Raw genomic sequence first — 15,447 nt, 5'->3', positions numbered from 1 at the left:
ACTTGACGACCACCACCACCGCTGCGCGGGGGAGCACGCCGTCGCTCGAGCAGGTCGCGACGGTGTGCTCCTACTGCGGTGTCGGCTGCGGCATCGTCCTCGACGTCGCGTGCGACGACGAGGGCAACCGCGTGGCGCGCGCGGCACGCGGCGACCGGTCCCACCCCGCGAACGCCGGCCGGCTCTGCACCAAGGGCGCGACGAGCGCGGACATGCTCGCCGCGGGCGGCCGCGCGACGACCGCGCTGGTCCGGCCGGAACGCGGGGCCGCGCTCGAGAGCGCCGACCTCGACGACACGATCGAGCTCGTCGCGCGCCGGCTGCGCGACGTGGTCGAGACGCACGGCCCCGACGCGCTCGCGTTCTACGTCTCGGGTCAGATGAGCCTGGAGGCGCAGTACCTCGCGAACAAGCTCGCGAAGGGGTGTGTGCGCACGCACCAGATCGAGTCGAACTCGCGGCTGTGCATGGCCAGCGCGGGCACGGGGTACAAGCTCTCGCTCGGCGCGGACGGGCCGCCCGGGTCGTACGACGACCTCGATCACGCCGACGTCTTCCTCGTCATCGGCGCGAACATGGCCGACTGCCACCCGATCCTGTTCCTGCGCCTGCTCGACCGCGTCAAGGCGGGCGCGAAGCTCATCGTCGTCGACCCTCGCCTTACGGCGACGGCCGACAAGGCGGACCTCTTCCTGCAGGTGCAGCCCGGTACCGACATCGCGCTGCTCAACGGGCTGCTGCGGCTCGTCGTGGAGGCCGGCGGGCTCGACGAGGAGTTCGTCGCCGAGCACACGGACGGCTGGGACGCGCTCGAGGCCCTGCTCGAGGACTACCCGGCCGACGAGGTCGCGCGGCTGACCGGCGTCGCCGAGGCGGACCTGCGGGCCGCTGCCGCGATGATCGCGGGCGCGTCGAGCTGGGTGTCCTGCTGGACGATGGGCCTCAACCAGTCGACGCACGGCACCTGGAACACGAACGCCCTGGTCAACCTGCACCTCGCGACGGGCGCGATCTGCCGCACCGGGTCCGGCCCGTTCTCGCTGACGGGTCAGCCGAACGCGATGGGCGGCCGCGAGATGGGCTACATGGGTCCGGGACTGCCGGGTCAGCGCTCGATCCTCGACGCCGACGACCGGGCCTTCGTCGAGGACGTGTGGGGGCTCGCCCCCGGCACGCTGCGGGCCGACTTCACCGGGCGCGGGACGGTCGACCTGTTCGAGCGCATGGCGGCGGGGGAGATCAAGGCGTGCTGGATCGTGTGCACCAACCCGGTCGCGTCGGTCGGCAACCGGCGCACGGTCATCGAGGGGCTCGAGCGCGCCGAGCTCGTCGTCACGCAGGACGCGTTCGCCGACACCGAGACCAACGCGTATGCCGACGTCGTGCTGCCGGGTGCGCTGTGGTCGGAGTCCGACGGCGTGATGGTCAACTCCGAGCGCAACCTCACCCTCGCGCGCGCTGCGCTGCGCCCGCCGGGCGACGCGTTGCCGGACTGGCAGCTCATCGCTCGCGTCGCGACCGCGATGGGCTACGAGGGCTTCGACTACTCGTCGTCCGAGGAGGTGTTCGCCGAGCTGCGCCGGTTCGCCAACCCACGGACCGGCTACGACCTGCGCGGCGTCACGTACGAGCGCCTGCGCGAGGGCTCGGTGCAGTGGCCCGCGGCGCCCGACGCGCCACGTCGGAACCCGATCCGGTACCTCAACGACGGCGTGAGCCAGCCGCTGCTCGAGCGCCCCGACGGCACCCGTCCTCGCCTGCACTTCCCGACCCCGACGGGCCGTGCCCAGTTCCACGCGCGGCCGCACCTGCCCGCCGCCGAGCTCCCGGACGACGACTACCCGTTCGTCCTCAACACCGGTCGCGTGCAGCACCAGTGGCACACGCTCACGAAGACCGGCAAGGTCGCCAAGCTCACCAAGCTCGCGCCCGGCCCCTTCGTCGAGCTGCACCCGTCCGACGCCGAGGCGCTCGGCGTGCACGACGGCACGCAGGTGGAGATCGCGTCCCGACGAGGGCGCGCGGTGCTGCCCGCGGTCGTCACCGACCGGGTGCGACCGGGTGCGCTGTTCGCACCGTTCCACTGGAACGACCTGTTCGGGGAGTACCTCGCCGTGAACGCCGTGACCAGCGACGCCGTGGACCCGTTGTCGTTCCAGCCCGAGCTCAAGGTGTGCGCGGTCGCCGTCACGCCCGTGGCGGCCCCGCCGGGCGAGCCTGCCGACACGGTGACGCGGGGCGGCCTCACGCCGGGCGCGGTGGCGATCCGTGCGCTGGGCGCGGCGCTGGGCCTCGACGGTCTCGCCCCGCCCACGCTCGGCGACGACCAGCGCCGCTACCTCGCCGGCTTCCTCGCGGGGCTCGGCGGGGGAGCGCCCGGCACCCCGGTGCTCCCGACGACCGCGCCGCTCGACCCCCACCAGGCCCTGTGGGTGGACGGCCTGCTCGCGGGCCTGTTCTCCCGCACCCCGGACGCGCACGCACGCCGCACCGGCGACGGCGGCGGCGACGCTGCGCGGGTCCGGCAGGTCGTCGTGCTGTGGGCGTCGCAGACGGGCACCGCCGAGGACCTCGCGGCGGCCGCCGCCCAGCGGCTGGGTGCGGCGGGTCTGGCCCCCCGTTGCCTCGCGATGGACGACTGCCTGCCCGCCGACCTGCCGACCGGCGCGGACCTCGTGCTGGTCACGAGCACGTTCGGCGACGGCGACGCACCCGACAACGGTGCCGCGTTCTGGGAGGCGGTCGCGTCCCCCGACGCACGCCGGCTCGACGGCTCGCGGTTCGCGGTGCTCGCGCTCGGCGACTCGAGCTACGACCGGTTCTGCGGCCACGGGCGCCGGCTCGACCACCGGCTGGAGGAGCTGGGGGCGACGCGGCTCGTCGACCGCAGCGACGTCGAGCCCGGCGACGACGAGCGCGCGCACGCCTGGATCGACGCGGTCGTGCACGCCCTGGCCGGGGAGGAGCCCGCATCGCCGGAGCCCGCGCGCGCCACGCCGGGCGTGGCCACGCAGGCCCCGGCCGCGCCGGCGCGTGCGACCCGGCAGCGACCCGGGGTCGCACGACTCGTCGGGAACCGGCTGCTGTCAATGCCTGGCTCGGCCAAGGAGGTGCGCGAGATCGTCCTCGACGTCGCGGACAGCCCGCGCGAGGTCAGCTATCGCGCGGGAGACGCCCTGGCGGTCCGTCCGACGAACGCGAGCGCGCTCGTCGACGAGTGGCTCGCGGTCACGGGCTGGGACCCGGACCAGGACGTCGAGGTCGAGGGGCGCGCGCTGCGCCTGCGGGACGCGCTGACCAGTGAGCTCGACATCAGCCGCGTCTCGCACGACCTGCTCACGCTCGTGGCCGAGCACTCCGGGAGTGCCGAGCTGCGGCGCCTCCTGCGGCCGGGCAGCGGCAGCGACCTCGCCCGGTGGACCTGGTGCCGGCAGGCGGTCGACGTCGTCGCCGACCTCGCGCCGGACGTCGCCGCGGCGGACCTCGTGGGCGCCCTGCGCCGGCTCGCGCCGCGGCAGTACTCGATCTCGTCGAGCGCGCGGGTCACACCCGGGCGCGTGACGCTCACGATGTCGGTGGTCCGCTACGCGTCCCCATCGGGGGCCGCGCGCGGGGGTGTCTGCTCGACGTTCCTGGCCGACGCGCCGCTGGACACGCTCGTCCCGGTGCACGTCCAGCCGAGCGCGCACTTCCACCCGCCCGCGGCGGACGTGCCCGCGATCATGGTCGGCCCGGGCACGGGTGTCGCGCCGTTCGTCGGGTTCCTCGCAGACCGTGCGGCGGCCGGGCACACGGGCCGCAACTGGCTGTTCTTCGGCGAGCAGCACCGCAGCACCGACTTCTACTACCGCGACGAGCTGTCGCGGCACGTGGCGGACGGCACCCTCGACCGGCTCGACACCGCGTTCTCGCGGGACCAGCGCTCGAAGGTCTACGTGCAGGACCGGATGCGCGAGCACGGCGCACGACTGTGGGCGTGGCTCGAGGACGGCGCGTCGTTCTTCGTGTGCGGGGACGCCTCGCGCATGGCGAAGGACGTGGACGTCGCGCTGCGGGACGTCGTCGCGACGCACGGGGCGATGAGCGAGGAGGCCGCGGCGGCCTACGTGAAGGACCTGACGACGACGCGCCGCTACGTGCGGGACGTGTACTGACGGCGGCAGGGCGCCGCGCGGTCAGCCCACCGACACCTGGACGAAGTCGTACCCGGTCGCCCCGTCGGGCACCACGTCGGCGACCGCACCCGTCTGCGGGCCGTCGGGGTCGAACGCCCGGACGCGCAGCTCGTGCCGGCCCGGCTCGTCGACCGTCCACCTCCAGCTCCACTGCCGCCACGAGTCGATGCCGCCGGACTCGGCAAGGGTCGCGTCCTGCCACGGTCCGCGGTCCACCTGCACCTGCACGCGCGTGATCCCGCGGTGCTGCGCCCACGCCGTCCCGGCGACGACGACCTCGCCCGCGTCGAGCTGGGCCCCGTCGCGCGGCACGTCGATGCGCGACTGCGTCTTGACCGGCCCGCGCGGCGACCACCCGCGGTCCGTCCAGTACGCCGTGGCGTCCGCGAAGCGCGTCACCTCGAGCTCGGTGACCCACTTCGTCGCGGACACGTACCCGTACAGGCCCGGGACGACGAGCCGCACGGGGAACCCGTGCTCGACGGGCAGCGGTGCGCCACCCATCCCCACCGCGAGCAGCGCGTCGCGCTCGTCGGTGAGGGCCGTCAGCGGCGTGGACGCGGTCCAGCCGTCGGCGCTGCGGGACAGGACCATGTCGGCGTCGCCGGTGGGTCGGGCGCGGGCCAGCAGCTCACGGACGGGCAGCCCGAGCCACTTCTGGTTCCCGACGAGGTCGCCGCCGACCGGGTTCGACACGCAGCACAGCGTCACCCACGCCTCGACGAGGTCGGACGCGAGCAGCTCGTCCCACGTGAGCTCGACCTCCCGCTCGACGAGCCCGTGCACGCGCAGCGTCCAGGTGGTCGGGTCGACCTGCGGCACGACGAGCGCGGTGTCGATCCGGTAGAAGTCGTCGGGCGGCGTGGCCCACGGCCCGACGCCCTCGACCTGCACGCCCGCGGGGACGGGGGCCGCGGTGACGCGCGCCGCGGGGAGCCGGATCGTGTCCCGCACCGCGGTCACGGCGCGGCCCGCGGCACCCGCGACCCGCCCGACCGCGACGCCGACGAGCCCGAGCGCGGTCGCCGCGCCCGCCGCCTGCAGGAACCGGCGCCGGTCGGGCCCGGCCGCACCGGCCCGATCGCCCGGGACCTCACCGTCCGTCGCCCCACGGCGCGTCCCCCGGGCCGCTTCACGCGGGAGGCGGTCGACGAGGGCCTTGAGCGTCCACAGCCCGGCGACCGTCCCCGCGAGGGACGGCACCATCGCCGTCCACGACGCGTCCGGCCGCCCGAGCGCCGCCGCCATCGCGACGAGCCCCAGGACGACGACCACCGCGGCGCCCCACACCCACCGGCGCGCGGCGAGCACCCCGGCGAGCGCCGCCAGGGCGGCCAGCACGACGACCTCGCCGATCATCAGCACGGCCTTGTCCGCGGTGCCGAACGTCGAGGCCGCGAAGTCCTTGAGCCAGGTGGGGGTCTCGTCGACGAACGCGGAGCCGACGGCGACCAGAGGGTCGGTCGACGCCCCGGCGACGACCGCGACGAGCGCGCCCACCCCGACGGTCACGATCCCGGCCGCCAGCCCCGCGAACGCGGCGGCCCAGACCGGCGCGTGCCGCGGCCCGGCCGGAGCCCGCGTCGGCCCGGGCGGTGCCGCTGTCGTCATGCCCTCATGCTCCGGCGAGAACAGCGCGAAGGCCAGGGGTTCGCGGGTGCCGATCTCCGGACGCACGGTGGTGCGGACGGGCGGTGGTGCGGACGGGCGGTGGTGCGGACACGCGGTGGTCCACGAGCTGAGAGCGAGACGGAGTGTGAGCGGAGTCGCGTCGCGAACGGGCAGACGCCGTACCGCGGGGGCCGCCAGGATGGCGACATGAGGCAGCGGCGCACGCGACCGGACCGACCGACCACCCGCGCGCTCGCGGCCGACGGCGCCAAGCACGCCGTGGCGCTCGGGCTGAGCACTGGCGCGTGGCTGACGGCCATGGGCTCGTTCGCGGGCTCGACGTGGGACCTCGACGCGTGGGTGGGCGTCGCGCGCGGCCTCGCGTGGCTCGTCGTGGTCGTGCTCGTCGGGCACGTGCTGCCGACCGCCCTGCTGCGCCAGGTGTCGTGGCTGTGGAGCTCGCTGGCGACCCTCCTGGCGTGCGCCGTGCTCGCCGTCGCGTCGGCGGGCCCGGGCGCCCCCGCGGCGCTCGTGGAGGTGCCGGCCGGGATGCTGCTGCTCGCGCTGCCCGTCCTGACCGCGACGATCGTCCTGCGCTCGGTGGTCGGCTCGCTGCGCCCGACGCTCGCCCTGCGCACCCCGATCACACCCGTGACGGCTCACGCCCGGTCCTGACCGGGCCGCGGGTCGGGTCAGAGCGCGGGTGACCCCAGCGCGCGTGGGACGTGCGCGCCCTGCCCGGCCGACCGCAGCGCGGTCCGCACGCGCTCGGCCGCGGCGTCGAGCGCGTCCGCCGGGACGTCGGTGCGCGCGTTGGCGAACGTCAGGCTGGCCTCGTCCCACGCCGGGAGCACGTGCAGGTGCAGGTGCGGGACCTCGAACCCCGCGACGAGCAGCGCGGCCCGCGGCGCGTCCCACTCGGCCTGGAGGGCCGAGCCGATCGTGCGTGCGACGACCGCGAGGTGCGCGAGCACGTCGTCCGGGGCGTCCGTGAGCTCGACGATCTCCGCGCGCGGGACGACGAGCACGTGGCCGTCGGTGATGGGCGCGATCGTCGCGAACGCCACGCACACGTCGTCGGCCCACACGAACCGTCCGGGGATGTCGCCGTCGATGATCTTCGAGAAGAGCGTCGCCATGGGCTCAAACTAGCCCGCGCGGCAGGCCGTCAGGCGCGGCGCAGGGCCTCCCGGACCTTCATGCGGCCACCCGAGTGGAGCACGGCGCCCGAGTAGATCCGCCCGGCCAGCCAGACGAGCACGGGCACCAGCGCGATCGACAGGCCGAGCGCGAGCAGCACCTCCCACGTCTCCGCCACGCCCAGCGCGATGCGCATGGGCATGAGCATCGGCGAGCAGAACGGCACGTACGACAGCGACGTGGCCAGCGAGTTCGTCGGGTCCCACGGCAGGATCGAGATGCCGATGACGTACGGGACGATCATGAGCGTCGTGACGGGCCCGATGACCGAGCCGACGTCCTCCTGGCGCGAGACGAGCGCGCCGAGCGCCCCGAGGACGAGCGCGTACATCGCGAACCCGACGACGAACCACACGAGGGCCCAGAGCGCGGTGGTGCCCAGGTCGAGCGACGACGAGTCGAGCAGGCCGAGCGCCGTGGCCGTCCCCGCGCCCGCGGCGACGACCAGCGCGACCTGCAGCAGGCCGACCACGCCGATGCCGAGCACCTTGCCGGCCATGAGCTGCGCGGGGCGCAGGGTCGCGAGCAGCAGCTCGACGACCCGGCTCGACTTCTCCTCGACCACGCCCTGCGCGACGAGCTGGCCCGCGGTCATCAGCGAGATGAACAGCAGGATGCCGGCGAGGTAGCCCGCGACGATCTGGCCGCCGTCGCGCGCGGGCTCGGGTTCGAGCGCCGAGACCTGCGGGGCCGCCTGCGCGATCTGACCGGAGACGTCGGCCGGGTCGCCGCCGAGGTCGGTGACGGCGGACGCGAGCGCCAGCTGCTGCGCGAACGCCGCGAGCACGGGCTGCATCGTCTGGTCGACGGCGGCCTTCACCTGCACGTCGAGCGTCGGGTCGACAGCCGTCACGACGAGGTCGAGGTCGCCGTCGCGCAGGCCCTTCTCGGCCGCGGCGGCGTCGGCGACGTCGCTGGTCTCGACCGTCACGCCCATCCCGGTCGCGGTCGCCTCGAAGGCGCTCGCCGCGGCCGAGGCGTCCGGGGTGAAGCCGACGTGCGTGGCGTCGGGCCCTTGGCCGCTGACGGCGTTGAGCAGCACGCCGCCCAGCACGACGGCGACCACGAAGAGTGCGGTCGTCCACAGGAACGCCTTCGTGCGGACCCGGGTCGAGATCTCCCGGCCGGCGACGAGCCGGATCGCGGCGCCCGTGCTGAGCTCGCCGGTCGTGGCGGGCGACGGGCGCGTGGAGGGCGTGCTCATGCGGTCACCTCGGCGGGGGTGCGGTCGGACGCGGCGGGGGACTCGTCGCTCGAGACGACGTGCCGGTACAGCTCGACGAGGGACGGACGGACGCGGGCGAACTCGCGCACCGGACCGGCGGCGAGCGCGGCGGCGAGGAGCTCCTGGTCGACATCCGCGAGGTCGGGGTTCGCGACCTCGACGACGCTGCGTCGCGCTGCGCCGGTGCCGGCCGAGGACCCCGACGCGGGCTCGGAGGACACCAGGCGCGCGGCGGGCACGCGCGCGAGCCAGTCGTCGGGCGCAGGCCCGTCGACCTCCCACCTGCGCTCGGGCGTGCTGCGCAGCTCGTCGATGCCACCCACGGCCACCATCGAACCCGCGCGCACGATCCCGACGCGGTCGCACAGCCGCTCGACGAGCTCGAGCTGGTGCGAGGAGAACATCACCGGGACCCCGGCCGCGGCCTGGTCGCGCAGCACCTGGCTCATGACGTCGACCGCGACGGGGTCGAGGCCGGAGAACGGCTCGTCCAGCACGAGGATGTCGGGGGAGTGCACGAGCGCCGCCGCGAGCTGGACGCGCTGCTGGTTGCCGAGCGAGAGCTTGAGCACCTCGTCCCCGCGGCGCGCGTCGATGCCCAGCACGTCCGTCCAGTGCTCCATCGCCGCGACGGCCGCGGTCCTCGACATCCCGTGCAGGCGTGCGAGGTACACCAGGTGCTCGCCGACGCGCATCCGCGGGTAGAGCCCGCGCTCCTCGGGCATGTACCCGATGCGCCGGCGGACGTGCAGGTCCAGCGGGCGCCCGTCCCAGCGCACCTCGCCCGAGTCGGCGGCGAGCACGCCGAGGACGATCCGCATCGTCGTCGACTTGCCTGCGCCGTTGGACCCGACGAAGCCGAAGATCTCGCCCGCGCGTACCTCGAACGACATGTCGCGCAGGGCCTGGACCGGCCCGTACGCCTTGGACAAGGAGTCGATGCTCAGCTGGGACATGGCCTCGATCCCATCAGACGACCGCCGCGGATGCCAAGGCAGCCGGCCGCGGCGCGTCCCCAGGTCACACCCGTTCCTGGGCGAGCGCGTCGAGCGCGAGCACGGTGTTCCAGTTGCGCGCGGTCCCGCGCCGACCGGCCGCCTTCTCGAGGACCGGCAGGGTCAGCTTGGACCGGCCCTGGCCGTCGCAGTAGTGCGCGTACAGCTCGCTGTCCCGCCACTCCAGACGCTCGCGGCCGTACCGCGTCGCGTCGAAGTCCGCCGCGGTCGCGGCCACGGGCCCGTCCCAGGTCACCAGGACGACGTGCGTCGGGTCGTCCGTCGCCTCGTCGCGCAGCGGCAGCGCCTCGACGATCGCGTGCCACTGCTGGGCGGTGCGGGTGATCACCGGCACGGCGAAGCCCGCCTCGGCGGTGAGCGCCGCGCCGAGCTCGTCGGCGACCTGCGCGGCGCCGTGCGGCGAGACGAGCACGACGTTGCCCGAGTTCACGTACGTCTTCACCTCGGTGTACCCGAGCCCTTCGGCCGTCCCGCGCAGCTGCGCGGAGGTCAGCTTGCGCCCACCCACGTTCACGGCCCGCAGCAGGCCCACCACGACCTCGTGCTCCACAGCCGTCCTCCTCGTCCTCGGCACCACCCGCGCCCCCGCCAGGGCGACGATACGCAGCCGTGCCGTACCGGTCACCCGGCCGCGGCCGTCGCGGACGGACGCCTCGTCTCACACGGCGACCGCCGCGGGTGTGCGAGAAAGGTTGCGGTGGGGAAACGCGTGGACACGTCTGCCGGAAACACGCCGTTCGTACCGTCGGTGAGGTAGTCGTCACCCGTCGGACGGAGCCCCTCGTGAGCAAGCACCTCGTCGTCGTCGGCGGCGGCATGGTGGCGCAGCGCCTCGTCGAGGCCATGCGCGACCGTGACGCCGACGGCCGCTGGCGCATCACCGTCCTGGCCGAGGAGCCACGCCGGCCGTACGACCGCGTCGCCCTGACCAGCTACTTCTCGGGCCGCGACGCCGACGACCTGGCGCTCGGCGACGCGACGCTGTGGGACGACCCGCTGGTCTCGCTGCGCCGCGACGACAAGGTCGTCGCGATCGACCGGGTGGCCAGGACCGTCACCACGCAGCGCGGCCGCACCGAGCACTACGACCACCTGGTCCTGGCGACGGGCTCGTCGGCCTGGGTGCCGCCCGTGGAGGGCGCGGACCTCGAGGGCGTGTTCGTGTACCGCACGGTCGACGACGTCGCGGCGCTGCGCGGGTACGTCGAGAAGCTCCGCGCGACGAAGCCCGTCGTGCGGGGCGCGGTGCTCGGCGGCGGGCTGCTCGGGCTGGAGGCCGCGGGCGCGCTGCGGGCGCTGGGTGCGCAGGCGACGGTGCTGCAGGTCGGCACGCACCTGATGTCGACGCAGATCGACCTGGGCGGCGGTGAGGCGCTGCGTCGGCTGATCAACGGCCTGGGCGTGGGCGTGCGGCTCAACGCCATGACGACGCGGATCCGCGCGCACCGTCGCGGCGGGGTCGGACGTCTCGACCTGGCCGACGGGGGCCGCGTCGACGCGGACGTCGTCGTGGTGGCGGCCGGGGTCCGGCCGCGTGACGAGCTCGCGCGGGACGCGGGCCTGCTGATCGGCGAGCGTGGCGGTGTCGTCGTCGACGACGCGTGCCTCACGAGCGACCCGGACGTCTCGGCCGTCGGCGAGGTCGCGTGCATCCAGGACCAGTGCATCGGCCTGGTCGCGCCGGGCTACGCGATGGCCGAGGTCGCGGTCGACCGGCTGCTGGGCGGCGCGGCGCAGTTCCCCGGTGCCGACACGGCCACCAAGCTCAAGCTCGCGGGCGTCGACGTCGCGAGCTTCGGGGACGCGTTCGGCACCACGCCCGGCGCGCTCGAGGTCGTCTGGGCGGACCCGGTCGCGGGCGTCTACAAGAAGCTCGTCCTGTCCGACGACGCGCGCACGCTGCTCGGCGGCGTGCTCGTCGGTGACGCGTCGGCGTACGCGAGCCTGCGGCCGATGCTCGGCCGTGAGCTCCCCGGCGACCCGGCGGCATACCTGCTCCCCGAGGGCGGGGGCGCACCCGACCTGGAGCTGCCCGACGACGCGAGCGTGTGCTCGTGCAACAACGTCAGCGCGGGTGCGATCCGCGGCGCGGTGACCGAGCACGGCTGCACCGACGTGGGTGCGGTCAAGGCGTGCACGAAGGCGGGCACGTCGTGCGGCTCGTGCCTCCCGCTGGTCAAGAAGCTCGTCGGCACCGAGCTCGCGAAGCAGGGCATCACGGTCTCGTCGGCCCTGTGCGAGCACTTCGCGCTGTCCCGCGCACAGCTCTACGACGCCGTCCGCGTCGCCGGACTGGTCTCGTTCACCGAGGTCGTCGCGCGGTTCGGCACGGACGCGGCCGGCCGCGGGTGCGACATCTGCAAGCCCGCGGTCGCCTCGATCCTCGCGACGACCGCACCCGCGCACGTCCTCGAGGGCGAGCGGGCCGCGCTGCAGGACACCAACGACCACGTGATGGCCAACCTCCAGAAGGACGGCTCCTACTCGGTGGTCCCGCGCATCCCGGGCGGTGAGGTCACGCCCGAGGGGCTGATCGCGATCGGCGCCGTCGCGCAGGACTTCGGGCTCTACACCAAGATCACGGGCGGCCAGCGGATCGACCTGTTCGGCGCGCGGATCGACCAGCTCCCGCTCATCTGGCAGCGCCTCGTGGACGCGGGTTTCGAGTCCGGGCACGCGTACGGCAAGTCGCTGCGCACCGTGAAGTCCTGCGTGGGCTCCACGTGGTGCCGGTTCGGCGTGCAGGACTCGGTCGCGCTCGCGGTCCTCCTCGAGCTGCGCTACCGGGGGCTGCGCAGCCCGCACAAGATCAAGCTCGGTGTCTCGGGCTGCGCGCGCGAGTGCGCCGAGGCGCGCGGCAAGGACGTCGGCGTGATCGCCACGGACAAGGGCTGGAACCTGTACGTGGGCGGCAACGGCGGGTTCACGCCGCGGCACGCGCGCCTGCTGGCCGAGGACCTCGACACCGAGACGCTGATCCGGACGATCGACCGGTTCCTGCTGTACTACGTGCGCACCGCCGACCGGTTGCAGCGCACCGCGCCCTGGGTGGACGAGGTCGAGGGCGGGCTCGACGGCGTCCGCGCGGTCGTCCTCGAGGACTCGCTCGGCATCGCCGCGGATCTCGACGCGCAGATGGCCCGGCACGTCGAGGAGTATGAGGACGAGTGGCGGGCGACCCTGGAGGACCCCGAGAAGCTGCGCCGGTTCGCCTCGTTCGTCAACGCCCCGCAGACCGCCGACCCCTCGTTGGCCTACGTCCCCGAGCGGGGCCAGGCCCGGCCCGCCACCGCCGACGAGCGCGCGGCCGCGGACCGCGGCGAGCCCGTCCTCGTCGCCGGAACCACCTTGGAGGTGCGCGCATGACCGTCCTGGACACCCTGCCCACGACGACGACCTGGACGGCGGTGTGCCGCCTCGAGGACCTCGTCCCCGAGCGCGGCGCTGCGGCCCTCGTCGGCGACGACCAGGTCGCGCTGTTCCGGCTGGTCGACGACACGGTGCTGGCCGTGCAGCAGCAGGACCCGTTCTGCGGCGCGTACGTGCTCTCGCGCGGCATCGTCGGGACACGCCACGTGCACGACGAGGTCGTGCCCACCGTCGCCTCCCCGATGCACAAGCAGGTCTTCGACCTCCGGACCGGTGCGTGCCTGGACCCGGTCGGCAAGAGCCCCGTCCGCGGCCTCGCCCCGGACCTTCGGGCCTGGGCCGTCCGGGTGGTCGATGGGATCGTCGAGATCGGCGAGCCGGCCCCGACCACCGGCCAGGCGGCAGGGGGTGACGCATGACGACGATGCTCGGGCTGGACCTGACGGGCCGCCGTGTCCTCGTCGTCGGCGGCGGTCCCGTCGCCGCGCGCCGGGTGCAGGCGCTCGTCGCCGACGGCGCGCGCGTGCTCGTCGTCGCGCCCGCGCTGTGCGAGCCGCTGCGCGACGCGCACCGCTGGGGCCAGGTGGAGTGGAAGTCGCACGAGGTCCGCGAGCAGGACCTCGACGACGCGTGGCTCGTGCTCACCGCCACGGGGGACGGCGCGACGGACGACCAGGTGGCCGAGTGGGCCGCGCAGCGACGCGTGTTCTGCGTGCACGCGGGCCGCGTGGCGGGCGGCACCGCGCGCACCCCGGCGACGACGAGCCTCGGCGACGTCCTCGTGGGCGTCGTCTCGACCGGTGCGCCCGACCCGGGTCGCACGGCGGCGGTGCGTGACGCGCTCGCGGAGAAGGTCCGCGACGTGCTGGCCGACCACCTGCGCGAGGGTCATGTCGACGTCCGGGGCAGGCGCGCGCGCGACGCCGGTCGCGTGGTGCTCGTCGGCGGGGGACCCGGCGACGTCGGGCTGCTCACGCTCGCAGGTCGGCGCGCGCTCGCGGAGGCCGACGTCGTGGTGACCGACCGGCTCGGGCCGGTCGAGGTGCTCGACGAGCTCGCGCCGGACGTCGAGATCATCGACGTGGGCAAGACGCCTGGGCACCACCCGGTGCCGCAGCACGAGATCGGGCGGATCCTCGTCGAGCAGGCGAAGCGCGGGCGGGTCGTCGTGCGGCTCAAGGGCGGCGACCCGTTCGTCTACGGACGCGGGGGCGAGGAGGTCCTGGCGTGCCGCGCGGCGGGCGTGCCGGTCACGGTCGTCCCGGGAGTGAGCTCGGCGCTCGCGGCGCCGGCCGCCGCGGGGATCCCGCTCACGCACCGCGGGACCGTCGGCGCACTGCACGTGATGAACGGGCACGACGGGTGGTCGCAGGCCGCCCTGGTGGGCCTGCGCGACGCGACGTGCACGGTCGTCGTGCTCATGGGCGTCTCCGCACTCGGTGAGCTCGCGGGACGCGCGCTGGAGTTCGGTGTCGCGCCGACGACGCCGGTGGCGGTCGTCGAGCGCGCCACCACGCCCACGCAGCGCGTCACGAGGGCCACGCTCGCGACCCTGGAGGCCACCGCGCTCGCGGAGGGCGTCAAGGCCCCGGCGGTGCTCGTCCTGGGTGAGGTCGCGGCCGAAGGGCTCCTCGAGCCCCGGCCCGTGGACTCACCCGGTGCACCCGACCTCACAGACCGCACAATGGCGTGGTGAGCGCCGCGACCACGAGCACGACGACCGACCCCGGGATCGACCAGACCCTGGCCGGCTGCGTCGTGCTCATCACCGCGGACCGCCGCTCGAGCGAGCTGACCGCAGCCCTGACCCGGCGGGGCGCGAGCGTCCGGCACGCCGCCGCGCTCGGGATGATCCCGAACATCGACGACGCCGCGCTCCTGGCGGCGACGCGGGACGTGATCGCGGACCCGCCCGACACGGTCGTCGTGACGACGGGCATCGGCTTCCGCGGCTGGGTCGAGGCCGCGGACGCCGCGGGTCTCGCCGACGAGCTCGTCGAGGCGCTGCGCGGCGCGCGGATCGTCGCGCGTGGCCCGAAGGCGCGCGGCGCGATCCAGGCGGCGGGGCTCATCCCCGACTGGGTCGCCGAGTCAGAGACGAGCGCGGAGGTCGCCCAGGTCCTGCTCGACGAGGGCGTGACCGGCCGGGACGTCGTCGTGCAGCACCACGGTGCGGGGTCCGACGGGCTCGACGCGGCGTTCGCGGCCGCGGGCGCTCGGGTGCGCAGCCTCGTCGTCTACCGGTGGGGGCCGCCGCCTGACCCGGCCGCCGTGGCGGCGTCCGTCCGGGCGGTCGCCGTCGGGGAGGTGGACGCGGTCGCGTTCACGTCCGCGCCGGGGGCGGCCGCGTGGCTCGCCGCGGCCGACGAGCAGGGCGTGGTCGAGGCCGTCGTGGAGCGGTGCCGGGAGGGTTCGGTCGTGATGGCGGCGGTCGGGCCCGTGACCGCGTTGCCGCTGCAGGAGCGCGGGATCGAGCCGCTGATCCCCGACCGTGGCCGGCTCGGCTCGCTCGTGCGGCTCATCGTCAACCACTACGGCGGGCTCGAGGCGCTCGAGACGATCGCTGGCCCGCTGCGCGTCTATCGCGGCGCGGCCGTGCTCGGCGACCGCGTGCTGCCCCTGACGCCCACGGGCCTGGAGATCCTGCGGCTGCTCGCGCACGCGCGCGGTTCCGTGGTCCCGCGCGACCAGGTGCTCGCGGCGCTGCCGGGCGACTCGCGCGACCCGCACGCCGCCGAGGTCGCGATCGCCCGGCTGCGCGAGGCGACCGGTTCGCGCGGACTGATCCGCACGGTCGTCAAGCGCGGCTACCGGCTCGAGCTGGCGGTCTCGTGAGCGAGACGCCACCCGC

11 protein-coding genes are annotated in these 15,447 nt (G+C 74.9%); 6 read left to right on the top strand and 5 right to left on the bottom strand.

Features of this window, described 5'->3' with window-relative positions; all coding sequences use genetic code 11:
* Positions 1-2: 2 nt before the first annotated feature.
* On the top strand, positions 3-4,154 hold the full coding sequence (locus tag CGE01nite_RS06365; protein WP_141369707.1) for a bifunctional nitrate reductase/sulfite reductase flavoprotein subunit alpha: 4,152 nt from the start codon (positions 3-5) through the stop codon (positions 4,152-4,154).
* A gap of 21 nt (positions 4,155-4,175) precedes the next feature.
* Here CGE01nite_RS06365 and CGE01nite_RS06360 read toward each other — a convergent pair whose 3' ends face one another.
* Positions 4,176-5,786, bottom strand: coding sequence for a molybdopterin-dependent oxidoreductase (locus CGE01nite_RS06360; RefSeq protein ID WP_141369705.1), 1,611 nt, complete (start codon positions 5,784-5,786; stop codon positions 4,176-4,178).
* A 207-nt stretch (positions 5,787-5,993) separates the two neighbouring features.
* Here CGE01nite_RS06360 and CGE01nite_RS06355 point away from each other — a divergent pair, with 207 nt between their 5' ends.
* Positions 5,994-6,461, top strand: a complete 468-nt coding sequence (locus tag CGE01nite_RS06355) for a hypothetical protein (RefSeq protein WP_141369704.1) — start codon at positions 5,994-5,996, stop codon at positions 6,459-6,461.
* Positions 6,462-6,478: 17 nt separating this feature from the next.
* Here the strand turns inward: CGE01nite_RS06355 and CGE01nite_RS06350 are convergent, their stop codons facing one another.
* The 4 genes from CGE01nite_RS06350 to CGE01nite_RS06335 all read right to left on the bottom strand — a co-directional run bounded on the left by CGE01nite_RS06350 (position 6,479) and on the right by CGE01nite_RS06335 (position 9,777).
* Positions 6,479-6,925, bottom strand: coding sequence for an HIT family protein (locus CGE01nite_RS06350; protein ID WP_141369703.1), 447 nt, complete (start codon positions 6,923-6,925; stop codon positions 6,479-6,481).
* Between the two features lie 29 nt (positions 6,926-6,954).
* Entirely contained in the window at positions 6,955-8,190 is a 1,236-nt protein-coding gene (locus tag CGE01nite_RS06345) for an ABC transporter permease (protein ID WP_141369701.1), read from the bottom strand.
* On the bottom strand, positions 8,187-9,167 hold the full coding sequence (locus CGE01nite_RS06340) for an ABC transporter ATP-binding protein (RefSeq protein ID WP_048344300.1): 981 nt from the start codon (positions 9,165-9,167) through the stop codon (positions 8,187-8,189). Before CGE01nite_RS06340 ends, CGE01nite_RS06345 begins: the two co-directional genes overlap by 4 nt.
* 64 nt (positions 9,168-9,231) lie before the next feature.
* Positions 9,232-9,777 (bottom strand): DUF1697 domain-containing protein, encoded by a 546-nt coding sequence (locus CGE01nite_RS06335; RefSeq protein WP_141369699.1) that lies wholly within the window; start codon positions 9,775-9,777, stop codon positions 9,232-9,234.
* A 266-nt stretch (positions 9,778-10,043) separates the two neighbouring features.
* On the opposite strand from CGE01nite_RS06335, the gene nirB reads away from it, so the two are divergent.
* From nirB to CGE01nite_RS06315, 4 genes are read left to right on the top strand one after another with little or no spacing between them, the layout of a single operon-like run.
* On the top strand, positions 10,044-12,593 hold the full coding sequence (nirB, locus tag CGE01nite_RS06330; RefSeq protein WP_304364754.1) for a nitrite reductase large subunit NirB: 2,550 nt from the start codon (positions 10,044-10,046) through the stop codon (positions 12,591-12,593).
* On the top strand, positions 12,590-13,015 hold the full coding sequence (gene nirD / locus CGE01nite_RS06325) for a nitrite reductase small subunit NirD (RefSeq protein ID WP_141369695.1): 426 nt from the start codon (positions 12,590-12,592) through the stop codon (positions 13,013-13,015). Before nirB ends, nirD begins: the two co-directional genes overlap by 4 nt.
* Positions 13,012-14,292 (top strand): uroporphyrinogen-III C-methyltransferase, encoded by a 1,281-nt coding sequence (gene cobA / locus CGE01nite_RS06320; RefSeq protein WP_048344297.1) that lies wholly within the window; start codon positions 13,012-13,014, stop codon positions 14,290-14,292. Before nirD ends, cobA begins: the two co-directional genes overlap by 4 nt.
* Positions 14,289-15,431: a uroporphyrinogen-III synthase gene (locus tag CGE01nite_RS06315; protein ID WP_141369692.1), complete on the top strand. Its 1,143-nt coding sequence runs from the start codon at positions 14,289-14,291 to the stop codon at positions 15,429-15,431. The genes cobA and CGE01nite_RS06315 overlap by 4 nt, the downstream gene beginning before the upstream one ends.
* Positions 15,432-15,447 lie beyond the last annotated feature (16 nt).

Origin of the sequence: Cellulomonas gelida (assembly GCF_006538725.1) — a bacterium.
GTDB classification, from domain to species: Bacteria; Actinomycetota; Actinomycetes; order Actinomycetales; family Cellulomonadaceae; genus Cellulomonas; species Cellulomonas gelida.
Note: the sequence above shows the minus strand (reverse complement) of the source record. Positions and strands in the feature narration are given on the sequence as shown.